This is a genomic window from Halovulum sp. GXIMD14794, from assembly GCF_054457455.1.
Map to the genome: position 1 here is coordinate 123,577 of NZ_JBTLNF010000004.1, position 22,781 is coordinate 146,357.

The following is a 22,781-nucleotide window of genomic DNA, read 5'->3' on the forward strand; positions in this document are numbered from 1 at the left end:
CAAGGGTCGGAGCAAACCTCGCTTGACTCAATTTTATAATTATAGAAATATCGAAGAATGAATCAGGTAACCGACAAGATCATCGACCTGCCCCTCGCCGCACAGAGCTTTGCCGCCCTGGGGTCCGAGCAGAGGCTTTCCGTCCTTCAGGCACTTGTCGCAGCGGGCCCCGATGGGCTGGCCGCGGGCGTATTGGCGGAGCGTGTTGGCCTGGGGGCATCGACGCTGACGCACCACCTGCGCTTTCTGACCCAGTCCGGCCTGGTCCGGCAGGAAAAGCAGGGCCGCAGCGTCCGCTCGTTCGCGGATTTCGAGGCGGTGCAGCGGCTGTCGGCCTACCTTCTGCTCAACTGCTGTGCCGAGGCGCATGCCGCATGCAAACACCAGGAACACGACCATGACTGACATCGGCCTCCCGGCGCCGATCTCGCGCGGGCTGGCCCGGATCGACCGGGTCTGGCTGCTGATCGGGGCCATTCTTGCACTCGTCGCCATACTGACACCGGCTGACCTTGGCGGCGTGGTCGCCGACGCCTTCGGGTCTCTGGGGCATACGGCGATCTTCATCGCCTTCGCGGTCTCGGCGGTCGCCTACCTGCGCGCCACCGGTGCGGAGTCGCTGTTGGCCAAGGCATTCGAGGGCCGCGAAACCCGGATGATCCTGCTGGCGGCACTGGCCGGCGGGCTGGCGCCATTCTGTTCGTGCGAGGTGATCCCGTTCATCGCGGCGATGCTAGCCGTGGGCGCGCCCCTGTCGGCTGCGATGGCGTTCTGGCTTGCCTCGCCGCTGATGGACCCGGCGCAGTTCATGATCACCTCGGGGACGCTGGGGGTGGAGTTCGCCATTGCCAAGACTGTTGTCGCGATCTCACTGGGCCTGTTCGGCGGCTTCGCCACTCGCGCGCTTTCGACGACGGCCACGTTCGCGGACCCGCTGCGCGCCGGGCGCAAATCCGCCGGCGGGTGCTGCAGCAACAGTTGCGGCGCCCCGGACCTCGGCGGCAAGCCGGTCTGGCGGTTCTGGACCGAGGCCGATCGCCGCGCGACCTTCGCTGCCACGGCGCGAGAAAACGGCCTCTTCCTGCTGAAATGGCTCGCGCTTGCCTACGTTCTGGAGGCGCTCATGGTCCGACATATCCCGGCCGACTGGATCGCCTCGACCCTCGGCGGAGACGGACCCGGCACGATCCTGCTGGCAACGCTGGTCGGTGGTCCGGCCTATCTGAACGGCTATGCCGCGCCGGCACTTCTGGCCGGCTTCGTCGAGCAGGGCATGAGCCAGGGCGCCGCGATGGCCTTCGTGATCGCGGGCGGTGTCAGTTGCATCCCGGCGGCGGTCGCGGTCTGGGCGCTGGTCAAGCCGCGGGTCTTCGCGAGCTATATCGGCTTCGCGACCGTAGGAGCGCTGACAGCGGGGCTGATCTGGGGTGCCATCGCCTGATCGTTCTGCGAACGGGCGCAGCATCCCGCGCGCATGTACAACACTGCAATTGCCTGCCCTGCCCGGCGGGCAATTACGGTTTGTTTCCCCCGCGCTTGCAGGATAATGTGCGGCAGCACCGCAGAGCAGACCCGCAGCACGCGTTCGGGGCGGCAGCAGAGGAACGGCGAGAGACAGCGCCGAAAACGCGCGAACGGATCGAGATGATCGAATTCAGGAACGTCAGCAAGTCCTTCTGGACCGGGAAGACCCGCAAGGTCATCCTCGACCAGGCGAATTTCCAGGTCGAACTCGGCCGCAGTATGGGCATTCTCGCGCCGAACGGCACCGGCAAGACGACGATCATCAACATGATGGCCGGGCTCGAAAAGCCGGACGAGGGCAAGATCATCCGCACCTCGAAGATCTCGTTCCCGCTGGGTGTGGTCAGCGGCATCAACAAGTCCCAGTCCGCGCAGGAGAACGCGCGTTATATCGCACGGCTCTACGGGTTGGATCCGGACGAGGTTGAATCCTTCTGCCGCTATCTCTGCGACATCAAGGAATACTTCGAAATGCCCGTGGCGACCTACAGCCAGGGCATGCGGTCGCGCTTCATGTTTGCGCTCATGCTGAGCCTGGAGTTCGACATCTACCTGATCGACGAGGGCATGCCCTCGACGCTGGACGCCGAATTCAACCGGAAGGCAGGTGCGATCCTGCACGAGCGGCTGACGACGGCCACGGTGGTGATCGTCTCGCACTCGTCGAAGATCCTCGAACGCTATTGCAGCTCTGCCGCCGTATTGCGAAACGGACGCCTGCACATGTTCGACTCGCTGGCCGAAGCCAAGGCAATGTACAACTATGAAGACTGATCCGAGCCGCCTCGTCGTTCGCAACCGTACGGAGTATCCGCATGGCCGATGACGGCACCCCGTCGGACGACGGGCAGAAGCGCAAGTCCGACCGCAAGCGCCAGGGCCCGCTGGAGCCCACACCGGGCAACCTCGGGGCGCCGGTGCCAGAGTATGGCAAGGGCAAGGGCCAGCTCGACCTCGACGATCCCGAGAACCTTCCCGAGTATCTTGATCCGCACGGCCGGACGATCATGCCGCGCCACAAGCGGCAGGCGCTTCGCACAGCGCGCGAGATGAACCTGCAGCCGAAGGGGCACAATCATGCCATGCACCTGCTGGCGTCCCGCGGCGTGGAGTTCATCGGTGACGACAATTCGATGCTGAGCGTCGCTGACAAGGTCGGCAACGACCGTGGGGACCGGAACTTGCCCGTGCTTCAGGATCCCAACGACCACAACATGCTGGCCGAGCGGGCGAAATCGGGCCAGATGACCCCCTCGCCCGCGCAGGAAGCACGGGCCGAGCGCGAGATGTCGGTGGCCCGGATCCAGCGCGACCTCGTGCGGCGGCGGCGGCGCCGGCTGTTCGCGATGCTGTTGCGGCTGGCGGTCTTCGTCCTGCTGCCGACGGCGGTCGTTGGCTGGTACTATTTCAACATCGCTACCCCGATGTACGAGACCGAGTCCGAGTTCGTGATCCAGACGTCGGACAATCCTTCGGGCGGCGGCGGTTTTGGCGGCATCCTCGCCGGGACCGGCTTCGCCACCTCGCAGGACAGTATCGTGGTGCAGGGCTACCTTGGCTCGCGCGAGGCGTTCCAACGCCTGGACGCGGACCACGACTACATCCAGCATTTCCAGGACCCGCGGATCGACGACCTCCAGCGCCTGCCGGCGGACGCGACGCTCGACGAGGCCTACGAGTATTTCCGGACCAAGGTCGAGATCGGCTACGACCCGACCGAGGGAATTATCCGGATGACGGTGGTCGCCGCGACGCCCGAGGTCTCGCAGTCCTTCTCGGAGGCGCTGGTCGGCTATGCGGAAGAGCGCGTCGACGGCCTGACCCAGGAAGCCCGCGGCGACCAGCTGGAGACCGCGACCGAGAACTACCTGGAAGCCGAGGCGAAAATGCTCGAGGCCGAGCAGCGGGTCCTGGAGCTGCAGCAGCAGCGCGGCGTGCTGTCGGCGGATGTCGAACTGCAATCGCAGATGACGATCATCAACTCGCTGGAACTGGAGCTTGAGAACAAGCGCCTTGCCCTGCTCGAGATGAAGGACAACGCGCGCCCCAACGAAAGCCGCGTCGCCGTTCAGGAGAAGGAGATCGAGCGCCTCGAGGCTCGCATCCGAGAACTGCGCGGCGACCTGACCCAAACCAACGACAGCTCGGTCTCGCTGGCCCGGATCAGCGGCGAGCTGCGCATCGCCGAATCCGAACTCGCCACCCGGCACACCATCCTCCAGCAGGCGATCGCCTCGATGGAAACGGCGCGGCTCGAGGCTTCGCGCCAGGTGCGCTACCTGTCGATGGGCGTTGCCCCCGTGGCGCCGGTCGAACCGACCTATCCGCGCAAGATCGAGGGAACCATCCTCGCCTTCGTGCTGTTCGCGGGCATCTACATCCTGTGCTCGCTGACCGTTTCCATCCTGAGAGAACAGGTAAGCGTATGACGACTCCCGCCCAGACCGCCGTCGACATTCCCAATTCGAATGTCGTCTTCGGCAACGATTCCCCGCTGACGGTGATCGCCGGCCCCTGCCAGCTGGAAAGCCTCGAGCATGCCCTGATGATTGCGCGCCGCATGGCCGAGGCCTGCGCCGAGGCGGGCGCAGGGTTCGTCTTCAAAGCCAGCTACGACAAGGCCAACCGAACCTCGCTCAAGGGCAAGCGCGGCCTCGGGATGGAAAAGGGGCTCGAGATCCTGGCCGAGGTCCGTGCCCAGGTCGGTTGCCCCGTGCTGACCGACGTGCATGGACCCGATCAGTGCGCAGTGGCGGCCCAGTCGGCGGATATCCTGCAGATCCCCGCCTTCCTCTGCCGACAGACCGACCTGCTGCTGGCCGCCGGCGAGACCGGCGCGACGATCAACATCAAGAAGGGTCAGTTCCTGGCCCCCTGGGACATGGATCACGTCGCCGACAAGGTCGCCTCGACCGGCAACAAGCGCATCATCCTGACCGAGCGCGGCTCCAGCTTCGGTTACAACGCGCTGGTGGCGGACATGCGCGGCCTGCCCCGCATGGCACAGACCGGCTGGCCGGTGGTGATGGACGCGACCCATTCGGTGCAGCAGCCCGGCGGCCAGGGCGGCTCGTCAGGCGGCCAACGCGAGTTCGCGCCGGTGATGGCCCGCGCCGCCGTCAGCCTCGGCATCGCGGGGGTGTTCATCGAGACGCACGAGGATCCGGACAATGCACCTTCGGACGGGCCAAACATGATCCAGCTCGACCGCATGCCTGCCTTGGTTGCCTCGCTGATGAAATTCGACGCTCTGGCAAAGGCGGATCCACTGCGGATCTAAGCGTCTTTTTGGGGTTGCAGCGTCCCCCGGCCTGAGGCTAAACACACGCTGCTGCTGGGGTGTAGCCAAGCGGTAAGGCAGCGGTTTTTGGTACCGTGTACCGTAGGTTCGAATCCTACCACCCCAGCCACTTTGCTCAAGATTTCTGCCCCCTGTGACGGGATTGTAGTCTGCCGCATGGACAGACGGCGGCCTTCCTCGTGAAAGTGGTTCGCGGTGGACCTAGAGACCGCGACCTCTCAAAGGACCCTTGTTCCTTCAGCCATAGCCGTCCACCAACGCCATTCCAGTTTTCGCGTCCGATCAGGCTTGCGAGCCAACTGTATCCGGCAGCCGGTGGCTCCAGCCCAGCATCCGTTGCGCTTTCTCTGTCGAGAAGAAACTGTTGCGACCGGACAGATCGCCAGTGACCGGCACATGAGGCAAGTACTCTGCCGCGAGGTCCAGGCTGGGTCGGTGATGCACCGTATCGCGCGCGACGATGTAGAAGGCCTCGTGCCCGTCGAACGTGTATTCGAGAGATAGCAGGCAGGATCGGGCTGCTTCGTCGGTCAAGGTGTAGCCCCAGAGATGCTTGTCGGCGTCCTGCGGTCTGGGAACATAGTTCTCCACTGCCAGTTTTCGGTCGGGCACGGTGTAGTGGAATCTGAGGCTCGCGATCCGAGTGCCGTCGAAACGGCGGGCGATATTGTCCGCTTGAACTTCGCAGATCCATTTCGACAAGCTGTATGGGTCTTCCCCATAGTTGGGATGCGACTCATCGAGCGGGAAATAGTCGAACCGGGTGCGCCGTCCGAATGCCAGCCCGATCGCGTTAACGCTGGATGCCTGGCACATCCTGCGAATTCCATGATCCGCGGCCGCGCGCAACGCGTTGTAGCTCGTCACCACGTTCCGGTTGTGCACCACGTGATCCGGGTCCTTCCCCGGTGCCGGTATCGCCGCAAGGTGAACGAGCGCGTCGCACCCCCGCATCGCATCGTGAAGCGCGTCATAGTCGCCGCAATCCGCCGGTCGGAAATCCCCTTGCGGGGCCCGAGTGCCCGGCAGGTCGATCGCGACCACGTCATGTCCCTGATCGAGCGCCAGCTTCGCCACTGCCGAGCCAATTCGGCCGCAGGCGCCGGTAATCGCAATCCGCATTCGTATTCCCTGTTCAATTCATGTCGAGATAAAATCTGAGGGCGCGTCCGGCCCCGTCGATATGTCGCTGGATCACCTCGGTGGCGCGGGCCACGTCGTGGGCGCGAAACGCTGCGATCATTTCGTCATGTTCCTGGATGATTTCCTGGTGCCGAGTGCGGGTTAGGCCGTTCCGGCGGGTCAGGATGTTCAGCAGCCTGCGTTGGGTCATCCAGATCCGCACGGCCCGGTCATTGTAATGCTTGGTGACGATCGCAAGATGGAATTCCATGTCGATGGCAGTGAACTGCGGCTTGTCCATCGGCGGCACCGCCTTGAGCCGTTCCTGGATCGCCTCGACCTCGCGGATGTCCGCTTCGGTGCAGCGCTCGGCGAAACCTGCGACCAGGTGCGGCTCGATCACTGTGATCAACTCGTAGATGTTCTCAACCGCAGCGCGGTCGAGTTCGGTTATCGTCGCGCCACGGTTCAATTCGAAGCGGACGAGGCCCTCTCCCTCCATCCTCCGCAAGACTTCTCGGATCGGATTGATACTGGTTCCGTAGCGCTTGGCGATCTCGTGAATCCGAAGCCGCGTGCCGCTTCCGTAGGTCCCACGCGCGATGTCGTCCAGCAACTGACGGTACAGCGGAGAGTCCTCGTCGGTGTAATTTTCAGGTAGCGCGATCATCGCTGCTTCGCCTATTCCATTGACCGACCGCCAATGCGCCAAGGGGCGGCGCCTGTCAAATCCGCACAACTTCCGACTCCGCCGAACACCTGTTCTGCTCAGGGACCGGGTAACTCTTCACAGGTGGCTTCGTAGCCCAGAAACTCCTTGACAGGATTGCTAACTCCCATTTTGATGTATCAAAAATGTATTATAATTACAATGGGAGGAGTGAATGTTTACAATTAATGCTGCAAAGCAGCATAATCTGAAAGGTTTCGCCTGCGCCTTGCTGACATCCTCGGCGCTGGTCTTGCCGGGATCTGCCGTCGCGCAGGGGACGAAGACAGGGGTGGATCCGGAGACCTGGACGCCTGAGCATGTGATGAGCATCGCGGGCACGGAGACCGTGGATACCGCGGCGGAGTGCTCGCAGATCGTGCCGCTCGACTACGAGGGCAACGTCTCCTACTGGTACTACGGCACGACCGAGGCCAGCCCCGAGATAGATCGCCAGATGGAGCGGGCGTTCTTCGAGGCCTTCTCGGAGACCTATCCGAACATCGAGGTCGACGCGCAGAACATCAATTACAACGACCTGCTGAACAAGCTGCGCACTGCGGCGCTCGGCAACGCGGCCCCTATGGTGGCGCGCCTGCCAATCCTCTGGGGCTCGGAATTCGCCTCGAAGGGTCAACTGAGCGAGCTGAAGCCTGAAGATGTCGGCTACGACACCGCCGATTACTGGCCCGGAGCAATGAAGTCGGTCACGCTGAACGGCAAGACCTGGGGCATCCCGACCAACAACGAGACGATGGCCTTCATCTGGAACGCCGGCATTTTCGAGGAAGCCGGACTAGATCCGGAAAAGGCGCCGGAAACCTGGGATGACGTGATCGCCTACTCGAAGCAGATCAAGGAGAATACCGGCAAGAACGGCTATGGCCTGGTGGCCCGTGTCAACGCCGGCAACACGCCATTCCGCTTCATGCCGATGATGTGGGGCGAAGGTGGCGGCGCTCTCGACGAGGCCGATGCTGAGCCGACTTTGCAGGAAATCCAGATCAATACGCCTGGTGCCCGCAAGGCTGTGCAGAACTACTACGACATGTATGTTCGCGACAAATCGGTGCCCGTCTCGGCCCTGACCAACACCCAGACCGAGAACCAGGACCCGTTCCTGGCGAACGAGCTGGCGATGGTCATCGCGCACCCCAGTGAGTACGGCTACATGCTCGATCGTGCCAATGCGGCGACCGGCAGCGACAAGGAAGCGGCCATGGAGGTCGTGAACAACATGCGCTACGGCAAGATCCCGCGCGGGGCCGAGCGGCGCGCAGTGGTGTTCGGCGGCGGTAACGTCCATATGATGAACCCGGATCTCGTCGATGGCGAGATGGACCGCGAGGCGGCGCTGGCGCTGATCTGCTTCATGACCGGGCCGGAATGGTCGACGAAACTGCACTGGACCTCGTCGAACCCCGGCAACATCCGCGGTTTCCGGACCGAGGCGATGAAGGAGCGGCTCGACACCATCAAGTTCCTGGACGTGTCGACCTCGATGTTGCCCAGCGGCATCCCCTTCCCGGTAGTCGCGGAAAGCACCGAGATCATGAACATCATCATCCCGGAAATGCTTCAGAATGTGATGACCGAGAAGATGACGGTCGAAGAGGCGACGGCCGAAGCCGAGGAGCGCATCCAGAGCCTGCTTGACGGCATCTGACAGCACCCAAGCGAAAGCTGCCCGGCCGAACCCCGGCCGGGCACTCATTTCCCACGGAGAGATACTCGTGAGCAATACCGTCCCGGATGATCCAGGGGCCGGCTCCCTGCGCCCTGCCCGCCGCAATGACAGCCCCGGTCTTTTGGGCCGGATATGGCAGGGCCGTTGGGACTACATGTACATCGCGCCAGCCCTGATCGTGATGTTGGTGGTCATCGCCTACCCGATTTATTACACGATCGTTCTTTCATTCTACAAAACGCCACCAAGCCTCGCGATGTCCGACAAGATCTTCGTCGGCGTCGACAACTATGTGCGACTGCTGAAGTCGAGCAGCTTCCACGAAGTCACGATGAACACGCTGGTCTGGACGGTGTGGTCGACGTTCTTTGCAGTCGTTCTCGGCTTCGGCGCGGCCCTGGTTCTCAATCGGGAGTTCATGGGGCGCGGCCTGCTGCGCGGAATCCTTCTGGTCCCTTATGTCATCAGCGCCGTCGCGGCGTCCTATGTCTGGCGCTGGATCTATCACAGTGACCTCGGGGTGCTTGGCTCGGTGCTGATCCGGCTCGGGCTTACTGACGAGAAACTCAACCTTCTGGACAATGTCGACCGGGTGCTGCCGGCGCTGATCGTGGTCAATGTCTGGAAGGAGTTTCCCTTCGCGATGATCATGATCCTCGCCGGGCTTCAGACCGTGCCGGACCAGCTTTTGCGGGCGGCGCGGGTCGACGGTGCCGGTCCACTGAACCAGTTCATCCACGTCACGCTGCCGCATCTCAAGGGCGTGCTCATCATCACCGTCCTGCTGCTCTTCGTGGCGAACCTGAACCACTTCACCATTCCCTGGATCATGACGGGCGGCGGTCCTGCCGGGGCAAGCGACATCTGGATCACGCAGATCTACCAGATCGCCTTTGGCCGGATCCGCTTTGGTATCGCCAGCGCCTATTCGGTGATCCTGTTCGTCGTGATGGTGGTGATCGGCTACTTCTACGTCCGGGCGCTGACTGCGGGCGACGAACGCAGGAGGCAGTCATGAACAACAAGCGTATCGGCGGGTGGAGCGTCACCGGCTGGATCTTCCTGATCCTGCTGCTGCTCTTCTCGATCCTGCCCATGCTGTGGATGCTGATCACCTCGGTGAAGAGCCAGTTCGCCGCAATCCAGTATCCGCCCACGTTCATACCGGAGAACCCGACCCTCGAGCAGTACTATCGCCTCCTATCGCCGACGAGCGAGGTGGGGGGCCAATTCCTGCGCTACATGTGGAACTCGATCCTCGTCTCGACGCTGACGACGATCTTCGGGGTCGCGGTGGCGGTGCCGGCGGCCTATGCGTTTGCCCGGTTCCGCTTTCCGGGGCGGCAGGCGCTGTTCTTCTCGGTGCTCTTCCGCAACATGTTCCCGGCGGTGGTGTTCCTGATGCCGCTGTTCATCATGATGCGCTGGATGGGGCTGGTGAACTCCCATGCCTCGCTGGTCATCACCTACCTGACTTTCGGGCTGCCGCTGTCGATCTGGCTGCTGAAAGGGTTCTACGACAACATTCCCGTGGAGCTGGAGCAGGCGGCGCGCATGGATGGCTGCACGCGGTTCCAGGCGTTCTTCCTGATCGTGATGCCGCTCTCGGCGCCGGGCATCATTGCGACGGCGATCTACTCGTTCATCACCGCGTGGAACGAGTACGTATACGCGCTGACCTTTCTGAACAGCGACGAGAAGCTGACGCTGCCGGTCGGGCTGCAGCGCTTCTTCACGGAGTACGCGACCAACTGGCCGGGACTGATGGCAGCCTCGTTCATCATGAGCGTGCCGGTCGTCGTGATGTTCCTCATCCTCCAGAAATATTTCGTTCGTGCCCTGACCGAAGGCGCGGTGAAGGCATGACAATAGGCAGGACTTTCAATGGCGCAGGTTGAATTCATCAAGGTTGAGAAGAACTACGGGGCGTTCCAGGCGGTCAAGGACGTGTCCTTCACGGTCGGGGATGGCGAGTTCGTCGCGCTCGTCGGCCCCTCGGGCTGCGGCAAGACGACGACGCTGAACCTGATCGCGGGACTGCTGGAGATCAGCGGCGGTGAGATCCGGGTCGGCGGGCGGCAGATCAACGATCTGGACCCGAAGGACCGGGACATCGCGATGGTGTTCCAGAACTACGCGCTCTACCCGAACAAGACCGTGGCGCAGAACCTGGCCTTTCCCCTGCGGATGCGGAAGATCCCCAAGGCCGAGATCGCGAAGAAGGTCGACGACGCCGCGCGCCTGCTGGATATCACGCACCTGCTGGACCGCCGCCCCCGCGAGCTGTCGGGCGGCCAGCAGCAGCGTGTCGCGCTGGGGCGCGCGCTGGTGCGCGATCCGCAGGTCTTCCTGATGGACGAGCCGCTGTCGAACCTCGACGCAAAGCTGCGCGTGCAGATGCGGGCCGAGTTGAAGCGGTTCCACCAGGACCTGAACGCGACGGTCATCTACGTCACGCACGACCAGCTCGAGGCGATGACGATGGCCGACAAGATGGCCGTGATGAGCGGCGGCGTGCTCCAACAGTACGACGCGCCCGAGCGGGTGTTCGAGGAGCCAGCCAACGTCTTTGTCGCCGGCTTCGTCGGCAGTCCGGCGATGAACCTGCTGCCGGCAAAGCTCGTCGAGCGGGACGGCGCGGTCATTGCCACCGGCGACGGCTGGGAGCTGGCACTCGCCCCGCGCAACGTCGCGAGTGCGCGGCAGGCGCGCGGCGGCTCGGTGATCCTGGGCGCGCGGCACAGTAGCCTGATCCTGCACGAGCAGGCTGCGCCGGGCTGTATCGCAGCGAAGATCTACACGGTGGAGCCGACGGGGGATCTGACCTACGCACATGTCGAACTGGGCGGCCAGACCTTCGTGATCAGCACCGATCCCCAGCGCAAGATCACGGCCGACCAGCCTGTCTGGATCGAGTTCGACCAGGACCGGTTGCATCTATTCGACGCGGAAACCGAGCAGAGGCTGCCGCCCGGCTGAAAGCGACAGCCGGTTTCCGGCATTCAGGGACAAGAACCGCCCTCCGGCGGCAGGCAGTATTGTGGCCTGCCCGGTCGGTTAGGGCCCAACAGAACGGGATAGGGACCATGAAGATAATCGACGTGAAATGCGCGGTGATCGGGGACAACCCGATCATCCGGATCATCACCGACGCAGGCATCTCGGGCTATGGCGAGGGGGAGTATTTCAAGCCCTTCCTCAAGCCCTTCGTGCTGCATTTCAAGGATGCCATCGTCGGCGAGGACCCGACCGACGTCGAGCGTGTCATGATGCGGATCCGCCGCCGGGGCGCATTCAAGCCTTGGGGCGCGGCGATCAGCATGATCGAGCACGCGCTATGGGACATCGCCGGCAAGGCGGCTGGCGTGCCGGTCTACAAGCTGCTGGGCGGCAAGGTCCGGGACGAGGTCCGGGTCTACAACGGCGCGATCCGAACCGAGATGAAGGGCACCACGCCCGACGACTACGCCGACGCCGCACGGCAGATGAAGGCGCTGCCGCACGGATTCTCCTTCGTGAAGATGGGCGTCGCCTTTCACAGCCCGATGAAGGACCAGTTCCCGAATTTCCACTATGGCGAGACGCAGAAGCCCAACCCGTTCCACGGGTTCAACACCAGCGGCTTGCTGACCGAGCGCGGAATGGCGCACCTGATCGACTGCGTGGCCGCCGCGAAAGAGGTTCTGGGCGACGAGGTCGGGCTGGCGCTGGACTGCGGCCCCGGGTTCACGCCGATCGACGCGCTTCGCTTTGCCAAGGCGGTCGAGCCGTTCAACCTGATGTGGCTCGAGGACATGATCACCGGCGATTACACGCCCTGGGTCAACGCCGATGTCTATCGCGATGTCACGCACAACACGACGACGCCGATCCACACCGGCGAGCAGATCTATCTGCGGCAGAACTTCAAGGCGCTGATCGAGGGGCACGCGGTCAACGTCGTCGGCCCCGATCCCTGCGACGTGGGCGGGCTGGCCGAGATCAAGTGGATCGCCGAGTACGCCGATCTGCACGGCATCATGATGGCCCCGCACGGCACTGGCAACGGTCTGCTGGGCCTGGCGGCGCTGGTCCAGGTCAGCTGCACCATGCCGCTGAACTACATCGGGTTCGAGCTGCCCACCGGCCGGCCCGACTGGTGGTTCGACATCGTCGACGGCCTGCCGGACCCGCTGGTCAAGGACGGAATGATCCAGGTCTGGGACAGCCCCGGCATGGGCGTCGAACTGAACCGGGACAAGACCGAAAAGTATCTCAAGGAAGACGACAAGGATTTCTTCGAATGACCCACACGCCGGATATCACCCGCCCGGACCCGTCCGTGATCGAGGCCCTGCGCGGCATCGGCGCGGCGACCGCCAGCGCGGAACTGCACCGTCTGGGCATCAGGAACACGCATATCGAGGGCGTGACCACATGGACGCCGGGCAAGTCCATCGTTGGACCGGCGCTGACCCTCCAGTTCATGCCGATCCGCGAGGATGTCTACGAGGACAGCGAGTACAAGGACCCCGAGTCGCAGCTGCACCGTCACGCGCTCTATCATGCGCAGTCGGGCGACGTGGTGGTCGTGGACGCGCGTGGCAAGATGGACAGCGGCGTCTTCGGCGAGATGATGATGACCTATCTGCACGGCCGCGGCGGGCTGGGGGTCATCATCGACGGCTGCCTGCGCGACTGGCCGAACATCCAGGAGATCGACATCGGCTGCTGGATCAAGGGTGTCACGCCGAACTACCACACCCAGCGCAGCATCTTTCCCTATGCCGTCAACGTGCCGATCGCCTGCGGCGAATGTTACGTCGCGCCCGGTGACATCATCATCGCCGATGACGACGGCGCGGTGGTGGTGCCCATCGGCCATGTCGACAAGCTGCTGGGCCGGGCCAAGGGCCATGTCGAGTGGGAAGAATTCTCGCGCCAGAAGCTCAGTGAGGGCGGGGACCTGCGCCGCTATTACCCCATGCGGGAAGGCACCGACGCCTGGGCCGAGTACGAGGCCTGGAAGGCCGAGAACGGCAAGTAGGTAGCCTTCCCCCCGAACATCAAATCATGAAGAGGAATGCGCGGTGAAGATCACCGACCTGAAATGCGCGATCATCGCAAGCAGCCCCGTCATCCGCATCACCACCGACGAGGGCATCACCGGCTGGAGCCAGATCGAGACGCCCAAGCCCTATCTGCACCCCATCGTCCTGCAGTTGAAGGACTGGATCGTCGGGCAGGACCCGAGAAACGTCGAACGGGTGATGCGCCGGATCCGCGTGCGGGGCGGGTTCAAACCCTTCGGCTCGGCCGTCAGCGCCATCGAGCACGCGCTTTGGGACATCGCAGGCAAGGCGGCGAATGTGCCGGTCTATCGCCTGCTGGGCGGCAAGGTCCGCGACCAGGTGCGGACATACCGGACCCTCTATCACCATGAACTCGGCGTGGGGCACACACCCGAGGACTACGTGAAATGGGCCGAGTACGGAAAGTCGCTGCCCGAGGGCTTCCGGATGTTCAAGCTGCCGACCTCGTTCCACTCGTCGATGGTCCGCGACGTGCCGGATTTCTTCTACGGTGACGTGCAGCCCGACGCGCCGTTTCCCTATCCGCACAAGGGAGTGATCACCGAAGACGGCATGAGCCACGTGGTCGATTGCGTCACCGCCGCGAAGGAAACGCTCGGCAGCGGCTATGGTTTGGCGGTCGATGCAGGTCCCGGCTACATGCCGCAGGACGCGCTGAAATTCGCACGGGCGGTCGAAAAGCTGAACCTGCTGTGGATCGAGGACATGATCACCGGCGACTACTCGCCCTTCGTGAACCATGACGTCTATCGCGACGTGACCCACGCGACGACGACGCCGATCCACACCGGCGAGCAGATCTACCTCCGGCAGGGCTACAAGCATCTGATCGAGAGCCATGCGGTCAACGTGGTCGGCCCCGACCCCTGCGACGTCGGCGGTCTGGCCGAGATCAAATGGGTCGCGGAACACGCCGATCTGCACGGCATCGCGATCGCGCCGCACGGGACGGCGAACGGTATCTTCGGCCTTGCCGCCCTGGTGCAGGTCAGTGCGACGCTGCCGGACAACTTCATCGCTTTCGAGTATCCCGCCCGGTTCGAGCCGTTCTGGTACGACATCACCGAGGGCTTCGATGGGGTTCCGGTCCAAAATGGCCTGATCGACGTCCCCGACCGACCGGGACTGGGCTTGAACTTCATCGAAAAGGAAGCCAGGAAGCATCTCTCTGATGGCGACAGCGACTTTTTTGACTAACGCCGCAGGTTTGGTGGCTCGCGACTGGTCACAAAGAGCACGTTTCTCTTGTTGAACATCTCGATCCGTCGCACCCGAACAAGCCGGCATTCACGGTCAAGAAGCATTGTGCTCGTCATTGGCTTGCGCTGTCACGTTTTCAAGCCGAGAGGGGATGCGCGCCGAGCCCGATCCAGAGGCCGTGCAACAGTATCCCCCGGCCAACATCAGCGGGCGCCTTCCAAGTAGCCCTCGTTCAGCAATCCTTCCACTAGGTCGATGACGGCGCCGAGCCCGTCTCGCTCCAGTGCCACAGCGCAGACCACGGTGTGCAGCGCAGGTACGGCCCATGCTTCGAGCCCCCAGAAGCCTCCGTGTCCGTAGGCCTCGTGGCCGGCCAGATCCCGAACGAACAACCCCATGCGATAAGGGCTGCGGTCCGGGTGCCCTGGAGCTTCTGTCATCAGGGCAAGAGTTTCAGACGACGCGAAGACCTGTCCCGAAAACAGAGCAGCATAGTAGCGAGCGACATCTTCGACATGCCCGATCAGGCCACCTCCACCAAAGGCGTCAATACTGCCGTGAATGCCGAGAGTGTCCCGACCACCCATGTATTGGTGGGCGCGCTCAATCTGCCCTGCTCCGCCCGAGGGCTCGCCCTCCCATCGAAGATGCGTAAGTTCGAGGGCATCGAACCGGTTGAGTTCTCTGACCGCAGCGCCGAGGTATTTTCCCGTGACGCGTTCGACGATCTCGCCAAGCAGCAAGTAGCCGGTGTCCGAGTAGTGGAAGCCTTGCCCGGGTGCGCCGACCGGATCCGTATGCCGAACCATAAGTTCGAGTTGATCGGTGCGGGTCCAGGTTCGTCCCGGCTCTGCCAGAACAGCCCCCAGAAAAGCGTCAAGCTCGGAGTGGTCGTTCATACCGGACGCATGCATCAGGAGATGCCGGATCGTAATGGCGCCGATGTCGTAACCACCGCCAACCAGAATGCGGACATGTGGCTCGGACACCTGACCTAGTAGGGGCGCATCGAGGTCGACAGATCCTTCTTCCCAAAGCTTCAGCATGGCTGCAGCCACGAAGGTCTTGGTGATCGAGGCCAGGCGGACCGGGGTCTTTGGCGTCATGGCCCTGCCGTCAGGCGCGGCAGAACCCACGGCAGCCGACGCTATGCCCCCGTCGCGCAGCACTGCGACGGCATACCCAGGTATATCTGGATGATCGGCGAGCAGAGACTGAAGCCTCTGCCCTAGCGCGCCAACGCAGCCGTCGGGTTCGTCTCCAAAGGACGAGGTTTTGAATGCCGCAACAGAGGTTGAGGTGAACCCGCAAGTGTCAGCATGCTTCCGCGTCACGAGATGGCGCTCCTTCGAAAGGGGTTGAACATCTCCGCGCGTTCCAATTGGAGGGCAGAACCCACCCTTGGCTTCCTTACGCTCGTCGCAATCCGCGGAGAACCCGGCGGCAACCCTTATGCCTCACATCTCCCCCTCAGGGACAATATCCACGCTATGCTGGCTGTGTTGAACACCGGACGTGCGCAGCACGCCCTTGACCGGCGCCACGTCCGCGTAGTCCCGGCCATAGGCGACCGATATGTGGTCCTGCCCGACAAGGCATGCGTTTGTCGGATCGTACTCGATCCAGCCGGTTTCCGAGCCGCACCAGGCCGTCACCCAGGCGTGCATCGCGTCTGCCCCAGCAAGGCGTGGCTGGCCTGGCGGGGGAAGTGTCCTGAGGAACCCCGAGACATAGCCTGCGGGCACTCCCAGCGCCCTGAGTGCCGCGATCATGATGTGCGAAAAGTCCTGGCAGACGCCGTGCCGATTGGCGAAGGCGTCGGAGATCGGCGTGTGCACGTCGGTCGCTTCGGCGTCGAAGCTCATCTCGCCGTGCAGCGCCACGCCTACCGCCTGGACAATCTGCATCGCGGTCATGCCGGGGGCGCTCACGGCGCGTGCGAACTCGGCGATTGCTGCGTCCTGCGGCACGCGCACCGAGGCGGGCAGAAAATGATGCGGCGCCGCGGCACCTAGACCTCGATGCTGCGCGATCTCGGCGCCGAGCCCCGCAAGGCCCGGCGACAGATCGAGACTGGCGGCCGGGGCAAGCCGCTCGGCCTTCGCCGTCAGCAGCAACTCGATCCGGTCGATCGGCGCATGAAAGGCCAGCGCGGTCATCAGGTTACCGAAGAAATCCGTCGAGTCGTGACGCTCGCCCGGCAGCGGATCGACGGTGAGCTGCCGCGCCGAGACCACCTGCCGCCCGGGCAGATCGCAGGGCAACAGTCGCACCAGGGTCCGGGCGTGGTCCGACGGCGCGCCATAATCGTAGGCAATGGAGAGCTTTACATCGTAGCGCATCGACCGCCTCTCAGACCAGGTAACCCGCCGACAGGCGGTGCGAGATGTCGGTCAGCTTCTGGCGGATGTCCATCAGGCGCTCGGCCGTGATGTCGCCGGGGTCCGCGACGACCAGTTCGGTCTCCAGCGGCAGCAGTGCGCGCAGAACCGGCGATACCCGGCCCTCGACCCGGGCGAAGGGCAGGTCCTCGGCGATCTGCCGCATGGCGGTGACCTGGAAGCGGATGCTGCGCGGGTTGTGAGCGTCCAGCGCCAGCAGGTCGGTGACGGTCTCACGGGTGGGGTCGATCCGGTAGCGCCGCTGGTGCGTCGTCTTGCTGTCGCCGTACTCCAGCGCGGCATCGTAGAGGCCCGGGGCGCCGGTCTCTCCGGCGAAGGCAGTCAGCACCGCCGCCGCGCTGTCGGCCCGCTCGTTCGCGTAGCCGAAGGTCAGGAAGCGCCATGCCGAGGTGCGCTGCATGTTCTCGTGCACGAGACCCTTGAAGCCGGTGATCTTGCGTAGCAGAACGCCCAGCGCCCGCGCGCTGTCGTCGCCCGGACGCAGAGTGCCGGACATCTCCTCGAGACTGCTCGTCAGGTCGGCCAGCGCCGCCCAGCCATCGACCGAGAAGCGGTCCCGCACCTTTCCGGCGCTGGTCCGTGCAGCCCCAAGCGAGGGCTCCAGCGCATCCCGCATCGGGGCGGTAACATCGAGCGACAGCGCCGCGAGGAAATCGCCGATCTGCGCCAGCCGCTCGTCAAGGGCCCCGCCGGCTTCGGCCAGCCTGAGGTGATAGGCACGCAGCAGCCGGATCGCACCCTCGGTGCGTTCGACATAGCGCCCCAGCCAATAGAGGTTGTCGGCGGCTCGGCTGGGCAGAAAGCCGGTGTCCTCTCGGCGGACGTCCCCGGCGTCGAACAGCGTCTCCGACTGGGCCGGGCTGTCCCGCATCACCCACACGTCCGCGACCGAGCCGCCCTGCTGCATGGCCAGCGCTGTCGCGTCGCCGCCACGACCGATCCTCGCGTAGCCGCCGGGCAGGAAGATCCAGCCGGTCGCCGTACGTGCGGCGAAGACTCGGATGCTCATTGGGCGCGGCAGCAGGCGGCCGTCGACCCAGGCCGGTGTCGTCGAGAGCGTCGCAGCCTCCTGCCCCACCAGCCCGGAGGCGTTCGCGTCGATCCAGTCCGCCAGCGGCTGCCCTTGCGGCGTGCGGAAGGTTCCGCCCAGCGCCGCGCCTTCTCCGACGTCGAAAGGCAGCGCGCAGCTGAGCGCGTCGCCGATCAGCATCGCTTCGGCGTTGTCCTTGACGTAGGCCCGCTCGGTCGGCTGGCCGCACCACCAGGTGGCGATGTTCGGAAGTTTCAGCGGCTCGCCCAGCAGCACGTCGGCCAGCTTCGGCAAGAAGGCCATGAACGCCCGGGTTTCGAGGATGCCCGCGCCCAGCGCGTTGACCATGTTCACGTTCGACTGCCGGATCGCGTCGACCAGCCCTGGCGTGCCGATCTGCGAGCTCTCGTCCAACTCGAGCGGGTCCGCGTAAGCCGCATCGAGCCTGCGCCACAGCACCCCGACCGGCTGCGGTCCCGAGACCGTCCGGACCTGCACAGCGCCGTTCTTGACTATCAGATCCTCGCCCTCGAGCAGCGCCAGCCCCAGGTAGCGGGCGATGTAGGCATGTTCGAAATAAGTGTCATTGCCGGGTCCGGGCGTCAGGATCGCGGTCCTGCGCCTTTCTGCCCCCGGCAGCGCATCCATCGCGTCGCGAAAAGCCCGGAAGAACCCGGCAAGACGGCGGACGTTGGCACGAGGGAACGGCTCGGGGAAGACACGCGCTGTGGCCATCCGGTTCTCAAGCGCGAAGCCTGCGCCAGATGGAGCTTGAGCCCGGTCGCCCAGCACCAGCCAGGACCCGTCCGGGCTGCGCCCTATCTCGAAGGCCAGGAAGTGCAGAAAATGCCCCGAGGCCGGCGCTATGCCGACGAGCGCCCGGTGCCATTCCGGGTTCCGCGCGACAAGCTCTGCCGGTAAGTGCCCGTCCCGCACCAGCCGCGCCGGGCCGTAAAGGTCGGCGACGAGGCGCTCGAGCAGCTCGGCGCGCTGGGTCAGCCCTTCGCAGATCCCGGTCCATTCGTCCTCGCGCAGGAGCACGGGGATATGGCTGAGCGGCCAGTCGCGTTCCTGCTGCGCATCTGCGCTGTACTGCCGGTAGAACACGCCCGCATCGCGCAGGTACTGGTCGCCGTGCGCGAAATGCGTGGCAATGTCCTCGGGCGAGAGCTGCGCGAGCTGGTCGATGAACGGCGCCCAGACCGGGCGCATTCCGCCCGAAGCGTCGAACAACTCGTCGGCGACGCCCGCCCGTGGCTCATAGTCCGCGAGCAGCGCAGACAGCGTCTCAGGCAGATCGCGCACGGCTTCCGTCATGCCAGTCGGGCCGGACGGCGCAAGTCCAGCGTCATCGGGAACTCGGGATGCGGGATCTCGGTCACGGGGCTGTAAGCGCCGGTCGAATGGCCATGCGCCTCGAACCGGGCGAGCCGGCGGGCCTCGGCCTCGTTGCCGTTCACCGGGAAGGTGTCGTAGTTCCGCCCGCCCGGGTGCGCGACGTGATAGACGCAGCCGGCGATCGGCCGGCCGGTCCAGGTGTCATAGATATCGAACGTCAGCGGCGCACTGACCGGCAGGACCGGGTGCAGCGCCTCGGCAGGCTGCCAGGCCTTGAACCGGACGCCGCCGACGGTCGCGCCGGACGTGCCGGTTTCCGCAAGCGGTACGGGTCTGCGATTGCACATCACCTGGTATCGATCCTTGAACGCCGTCGTCATCTTCACCTGAAGCCGCTCTACGGAACTGTCGGTGTAGCGAACGGTTCCCCCGATGGCGCCAGTTTCACCGAGAACATGCCAGGGCTCCAGCGCCTGGCGCAGATCCAGGTGCACACCTTCGGCCTCGACCGCGCCGCAGAACGGGAAGCGGAACTCGGCCTGCGCCTCGTACCAGACCGGATCGAGCGCGAAGCCGTGATCGCCCAGATCCCGCAGCAGGGTCAGGAAATCCTCCCACAGGAAGTGCGGCAGCATGTATCGGTCGTGCAGCACCGTGCCCCAGCGCACCGGACGGCCCTCGACCGGATCGGCCCAGGCCCGCGCGATGATTGCCCTCAACAGAAGCTGCTGCGCTAGGTTCATGCGCGGATGCGGAGGCATCTCGAAGCCGCGGAACTCCACGAGGCCAAGCCGGCCGGTCGGCCCATCGGGCGAATAGAGCTTGTCGACGCAGATCTCGGCCCGGTGCGTGTTGCCGGTGACGTCCGTCAGCATGTTTCGCAGCAGCCGGTCGACCAGCCAGGGCGGCGGCGCTTCGCCCTGCCCCGGCTTCGGGATCTGAGAGAGCGCGATTTCAAGCTCGTAGAGCGTGTCGTGCCGTGCCTCGTCGATCCGCGGCGCCTGGCTGGTAGGTCCGATGAACAGGCCCGAGAACAGGTAGGACAGCGACGGATGCCGCTGCCACAGCAGGATCAGCGACTTGAGCAGATCCGGCCTGCGCAGGAACGGGCTGTCGTTCAGCGTCGCACCTCCGACGACGACGTGGTTGCCGCCCCCGGTGCCGGTATGCCGACCGTCGATCATGAACTTGTCGGCGCCAAGCCGGCAGTTTCGAGCTTCTTCGTAGATCGCCTCGGTGGTCGAGACGCAATCCTCCCAGCTGTGCGCGGGATGGATGTTCACCTCGATCACGCCGGGATCGGGGGCGACGCGGATCACGTTGAGCCGCGGGTCGTGCGGCGGCGTGTAGCCCTCGACATGCACCGGCACGCCCATCTCGGCGGCCGTCTCCTCGGCGGTTGCCAGCAGTTCCAGATAGTCCTCCAGCGTTTCGACCGGCGGCATGAAGATGCAGAGCCGACCGTCGCGCGGCTCGATGGCTAGTGCGGTGCGCACGGCGCCATCCGACGGGTCCGCGCCGCCCTGCAGCACCATCTCCTGACGATTGCCCGCCGAGTGCTGCCCCTGTTGTACCGGCTGCTCGTGCTCTGCACTGACCTCGGGCAGCATCGCCGCGCGCTCGGCGTCCTCTGCGGCCAGACGGTCGACCTCCTCCTGTACGGCCTTGCGGCGCCTCTCGGCGGCGGCGTCATGGAAATCCGGCAACTCGCCCACTGGGACCGAGGGGTCGGCCGTGTAGGTATAGGGATAGTTCGCAGGCGGGATATATGGCAGCGACCCCAAGGGCAGCCGGAAGCCCGCCGGGCTGTCGCCGGGCACCAGGAAGAGGTGCCCGCGCCGCGCCCGCCAAAGCTCCGACTGCCAACGCGGCCCGGTGGCCTTGCTCTGCCAGCGCTGGATCGGCAGTGCATAGCCGGCCGGCTTGTCGAGGCCCCGCCCGAAAACCCGCGCGAACCGCGCCCGCTCTTCCACGTCCTTCAGCTTGGGGTTCTCGGGCGACAGGTTGTCGGGGAGTTGCGCCTCCTTCAGCACCCACTCGGCAGGATCCTCGTAGACCGGCTGCGCGTGCTCTGGCGGCACGCCAAGACGCTCCGCCATCTGCTCCAGGAACTTGCCTGCTGTCTCGGCATCCGCCCCGGTCTTGCTGTCCTCCCGCGCGATCAGTTCCGGGTTCTTCCAGACCGGCTTGCCGTCCGTCCGCCAGTAGAGCGAGAATGTCCAGCGCGGCAGGCTCTCGCCCGGATACCATTTGCCCTGCCCGTAGTGCAGGAAACCGCCCGGCGCGAACCGGTCGCGCAGCCGCCGGATCAATTCGTCCGCCAACCCCCGCTTCATCGGCCCGACTGCGCCGGTGTTCCACTCAGCGCTCTCGAAATCGTCGATCGAGACGAAGGTCGGCTCGCCGCCCATGGTCAGCCGAACGTCGCCCTTCTTCAGCGCCGCATCCACCGCGCGCCCGGTCTCGTTCAGTTTGTCCCAGGCCTCGCCCGAGAACGGCTTGGTGATGCGCGGATGCTCGGAGACCCGCTCGACCTTCATGTCGAACCCGAACTCGGTCTCGGCAAAGGTCGCGGTGCCCGAGATCGGCGCGGCATTCTTGTAATGCGGCGTCGCGGCCAGCGGGATGTGGCTTTCGCCGGTCAGCAACCCCGAGGTCGGGTCCAGACCGATCCAGCCCGCGCCAGGGATATAGACCTCGACCCAGGCATGCAGGTCGGTGAAATCATGGTCGGTCCCCGATGGCCCGTCCAGTGCCTTCACGTCCGGCTTCAGCTGAATCAGGTAGCCCGAGACGAACCGTGCCGCAAAGCCCAGGTGGCGCAGGACCTGCACCAGCAGCCAGCTCGAGTCCCGGCATGAACCCGAGCCCTTCTCAAGCGTCTCCTCCGGGGTCTGCACACCGGGCTCCATACGGATCGTGTAGGTGATCTCCTGCGAGACGCGCGCGTTCAGGCCGACGAGGAAATCCACCGTCCGGGTCGTGTCGAACCCGATCGAGCCGATGAACTGCGCCAGCCGCGGGCCTTCTGCCTCGGGCGTCCGGTAGATCACCAGGTCGTCCTTCAGGTCGACCGGATAGTCGAAGGGCCACTCTTCGGCTGTTTCGTCGACGAAGAAGTCGAACGGGTTGTAGACCGTCATGTCGGCGACCAGGTCGACCTCGATCTTGAACTCGCACACCGGCTCGGGGAACACGAAGCGCGCCATCCAGTTGCCGTAGGGGTCCTGCTGGTGGTTCACGAAATGCCCGCCGGGCGAGACCTTCAGGCTGTGCGAGATCACCCGCGTGCGGCTGTGCGGTGCCGGTCTGAGCCGCACGATCTGCGGTGACAGGGTGACCGGGCGGTCATAACGATAGTGTGTAAGATGATAGAGGCTGGCGTAGATGGACATT

At 64.5% G+C, this 22,781-nt stretch carries 18 protein-coding genes and 1 tRNA gene; 13 read left to right on the forward strand and 6 right to left on the reverse strand.

Annotated features, from left to right (window positions below; all coding sequences use genetic code 11):
• Positions 1-57: 57 nt before the first annotated feature.
• From ACW9UR_RS07290 to ACW9UR_RS07315, 6 genes are all read left to right on the forward strand, one after another.
• Positions 58-405: an ArsR/SmtB family transcription factor gene (locus ACW9UR_RS07290; protein ID WP_458916300.1), complete on the forward strand. Its 348-nt coding sequence runs from the start codon at positions 58-60 to the stop codon at positions 403-405.
• Positions 398-1,441 carry a permease gene (locus ACW9UR_RS07295; protein ID WP_458916301.1) on the forward strand — a complete coding sequence of 348 codons (1,044 nt, stop codon included), beginning with the start codon at positions 398-400 and terminating at the stop codon, positions 1,439-1,441. Before ACW9UR_RS07290 ends, ACW9UR_RS07295 begins: the two co-directional genes overlap by 8 nt.
• A gap of 203 nt (positions 1,442-1,644) precedes the next feature.
• Positions 1,645-2,298, forward strand: coding sequence for an ABC transporter ATP-binding protein (locus ACW9UR_RS07300; protein WP_458916302.1), 654 nt, complete (start codon positions 1,645-1,647; stop codon positions 2,296-2,298).
• A 41-nt stretch (positions 2,299-2,339) separates the two neighbouring features.
• Positions 2,340-3,953, forward strand: a complete 1,614-nt coding sequence (locus ACW9UR_RS07305; RefSeq protein WP_458916303.1) for a capsule biosynthesis protein — start codon at positions 2,340-2,342, stop codon at positions 3,951-3,953.
• Positions 3,950-4,804 carry a 3-deoxy-8-phosphooctulonate synthase gene (kdsA, locus tag ACW9UR_RS07310; protein ID WP_458916304.1) on the forward strand — a complete coding sequence of 285 codons (855 nt, stop codon included), beginning with the start codon at positions 3,950-3,952 and terminating at the stop codon, positions 4,802-4,804. The genes ACW9UR_RS07305 and kdsA overlap by 4 nt, the downstream gene beginning before the upstream one ends.
• A gap of 55 nt (positions 4,805-4,859) precedes the next feature.
• Positions 4,860-4,934, forward strand: a tRNA-Gln gene (locus ACW9UR_RS07315).
• Positions 4,935-5,107: 173 nt separating this feature from the next.
• On the opposite strand, the gene ACW9UR_RS07320 is transcribed toward ACW9UR_RS07315, so the two are convergent.
• A complete protein-coding gene (locus ACW9UR_RS07320) occupies positions 5,108-5,947 on the reverse strand; it encodes an NAD-dependent epimerase/dehydratase family protein (RefSeq protein WP_458916305.1) in 840 nt (279 codons plus the stop codon).
• A 13-nt stretch (positions 5,948-5,960) separates the two neighbouring features.
• Positions 5,961-6,617: a GntR family transcriptional regulator gene (locus ACW9UR_RS07325; RefSeq protein WP_458916306.1), complete on the reverse strand. Its 657-nt coding sequence runs from the start codon at positions 6,615-6,617 to the stop codon at positions 5,961-5,963.
• Between the two features lie 214 nt (positions 6,618-6,831).
• Between ACW9UR_RS07325 and ACW9UR_RS07330 the strand changes: the two genes are divergently transcribed.
• From ACW9UR_RS07330 to ACW9UR_RS07360, 7 genes are all read left to right on the forward strand, one after another.
• The gene (locus ACW9UR_RS07330) at positions 6,832-8,322 is read left to right on the forward strand and encodes an extracellular solute-binding protein (RefSeq protein ID WP_458916307.1); all 1,491 of its coding nucleotides are present in this window, start codon (positions 6,832-6,834) and stop codon (positions 8,320-8,322) included.
• Between the two features lie 67 nt (positions 8,323-8,389).
• Positions 8,390-9,361: a carbohydrate ABC transporter permease gene (locus tag ACW9UR_RS07335; RefSeq protein WP_458916308.1), complete on the forward strand. Its 972-nt coding sequence runs from the start codon at positions 8,390-8,392 to the stop codon at positions 9,359-9,361.
• Positions 9,358-10,209 (forward strand): carbohydrate ABC transporter permease, encoded by an 852-nt coding sequence (locus tag ACW9UR_RS07340; RefSeq protein WP_458916309.1) that lies wholly within the window; start codon positions 9,358-9,360, stop codon positions 10,207-10,209. The genes ACW9UR_RS07335 and ACW9UR_RS07340 overlap by 4 nt, the downstream gene beginning before the upstream one ends.
• Positions 10,210-10,227: 18 nt before the next feature.
• Positions 10,228-11,322 (forward strand): ABC transporter ATP-binding protein, encoded by a 1,095-nt coding sequence (locus ACW9UR_RS07345; protein ID WP_458916310.1) that lies wholly within the window; start codon positions 10,228-10,230, stop codon positions 11,320-11,322.
• Between the two features lie 107 nt (positions 11,323-11,429).
• Positions 11,430-12,629 carry a mandelate racemase/muconate lactonizing enzyme family protein gene (locus ACW9UR_RS07350; RefSeq protein ID WP_458916311.1) on the forward strand — a complete coding sequence of 400 codons (1,200 nt, stop codon included), beginning with the start codon at positions 11,430-11,432 and terminating at the stop codon, positions 12,627-12,629.
• Entirely contained in the window at positions 12,626-13,369 is a 744-nt protein-coding gene (locus ACW9UR_RS07355) for a ribonuclease activity regulator RraA (protein WP_458916312.1), read from the forward strand. Before ACW9UR_RS07350 ends, ACW9UR_RS07355 begins: the two co-directional genes overlap by 4 nt.
• A gap of 43 nt (positions 13,370-13,412) precedes the next feature.
• On the forward strand, positions 13,413-14,612 hold the full coding sequence (locus ACW9UR_RS07360; protein ID WP_458916313.1) for a mandelate racemase/muconate lactonizing enzyme family protein: 1,200 nt from the start codon (positions 13,413-13,415) through the stop codon (positions 14,610-14,612).
• 206 nt (positions 14,613-14,818) lie between these two features.
• Here ACW9UR_RS07360 and ACW9UR_RS07365 read toward each other — a convergent pair whose 3' ends face one another.
• The 4 genes from ACW9UR_RS07365 to ACW9UR_RS07380 all read right to left on the reverse strand — a co-directional run bounded on the left by ACW9UR_RS07365 (position 14,819) and on the right by ACW9UR_RS07380 (position 22,780).
• On the reverse strand, positions 14,819-15,949 hold the full coding sequence (locus ACW9UR_RS07365; protein WP_458916314.1) for a serine hydrolase domain-containing protein: 1,131 nt from the start codon (positions 15,947-15,949) through the stop codon (positions 14,819-14,821).
• Between the two features lie 123 nt (positions 15,950-16,072).
• A complete protein-coding gene (locus ACW9UR_RS07370; RefSeq protein WP_458916315.1) occupies positions 16,073-16,957 on the reverse strand; it encodes a transglutaminase family protein in 885 nt (294 codons plus the stop codon).
• Between the two features lie 10 nt (positions 16,958-16,967).
• Positions 16,968-19,364, reverse strand: coding sequence for a circularly permuted type 2 ATP-grasp protein (locus ACW9UR_RS07375; protein ID WP_458916316.1), 2,397 nt, complete (start codon positions 19,362-19,364; stop codon positions 16,968-16,970).
• A complete protein-coding gene (locus tag ACW9UR_RS07380) occupies positions 19,361-22,780 on the reverse strand; it encodes a transglutaminase family protein (RefSeq protein WP_458916317.1) in 3,420 nt (1,139 codons plus the stop codon). The genes ACW9UR_RS07375 and ACW9UR_RS07380 overlap by 4 nt, the downstream gene beginning before the upstream one ends.
• Position 22,781 lies beyond the last annotated feature (1 nt).

Excerpts from the sequence above, each read along its gene's own strand:
- ACW9UR_RS07290 (WP_458916300.1), top strand. The coding sequence starts at position 58 with ATGAATCAGGTAACCGACAAGATCATCGACCTGCCCCTCGCCGCACAG.
- ACW9UR_RS07355 (WP_458916312.1), top strand. The coding sequence starts at position 12,626 with ATGACCCACACGCCGGATATCACCCGCCCGGACCCGTCCGTGATCGAG.
- ACW9UR_RS07330 (WP_458916307.1), top strand. The coding sequence starts at position 6,832 with ATGTTTACAATTAATGCTGCAAAGCAGCATAATCTGAAAGGTTTCGCC.
- ACW9UR_RS07375 (WP_458916316.1), bottom strand. The coding sequence starts at position 19,364 with ATGACGGAAGCCGTGCGCGATCTGCCTGAGACGCTGTCTGCGCTGCTC.
- ACW9UR_RS07300 (WP_458916302.1), top strand. The coding sequence starts at position 1,645 with ATGATCGAATTCAGGAACGTCAGCAAGTCCTTCTGGACCGGGAAGACC.
- ACW9UR_RS07350 (WP_458916311.1), top strand. The coding sequence starts at position 11,430 with ATGAAGATAATCGACGTGAAATGCGCGGTGATCGGGGACAACCCGATC.
- ACW9UR_RS07345 (WP_458916310.1), top strand. The coding sequence starts at position 10,228 with ATGGCGCAGGTTGAATTCATCAAGGTTGAGAAGAACTACGGGGCGTTC.
- ACW9UR_RS07305 (WP_458916303.1), top strand. The coding sequence starts at position 2,340 with ATGGCCGATGACGGCACCCCGTCGGACGACGGGCAGAAGCGCAAGTCC.
- ACW9UR_RS07325 (WP_458916306.1), bottom strand. The coding sequence starts at position 6,617 with ATGATCGCGCTACCTGAAAATTACACCGACGAGGACTCTCCGCTGTAC.
- kdsA (WP_458916304.1), top strand. The coding sequence starts at position 3,950 with ATGACGACTCCCGCCCAGACCGCCGTCGACATTCCCAATTCGAATGTC.
- ACW9UR_RS07340 (WP_458916309.1), top strand. The coding sequence starts at position 9,358 with ATGAACAACAAGCGTATCGGCGGGTGGAGCGTCACCGGCTGGATCTTC.
- ACW9UR_RS07370 (WP_458916315.1), bottom strand. The coding sequence starts at position 16,957 with ATGCGCTACGATGTAAAGCTCTCCATTGCCTACGATTATGGCGCGCCG.
- ACW9UR_RS07295 (WP_458916301.1), top strand. The coding sequence starts at position 398 with ATGACTGACATCGGCCTCCCGGCGCCGATCTCGCGCGGGCTGGCCCGG.
- ACW9UR_RS07380 (WP_458916317.1), bottom strand. The coding sequence starts at position 22,780 with ATGTCCATCTACGCCAGCCTCTATCATCTTACACACTATCGTTATGAC.
- ACW9UR_RS07320 (WP_458916305.1), bottom strand. The coding sequence starts at position 5,947 with ATGCGGATTGCGATTACCGGCGCCTGCGGCCGAATTGGCTCGGCAGTG.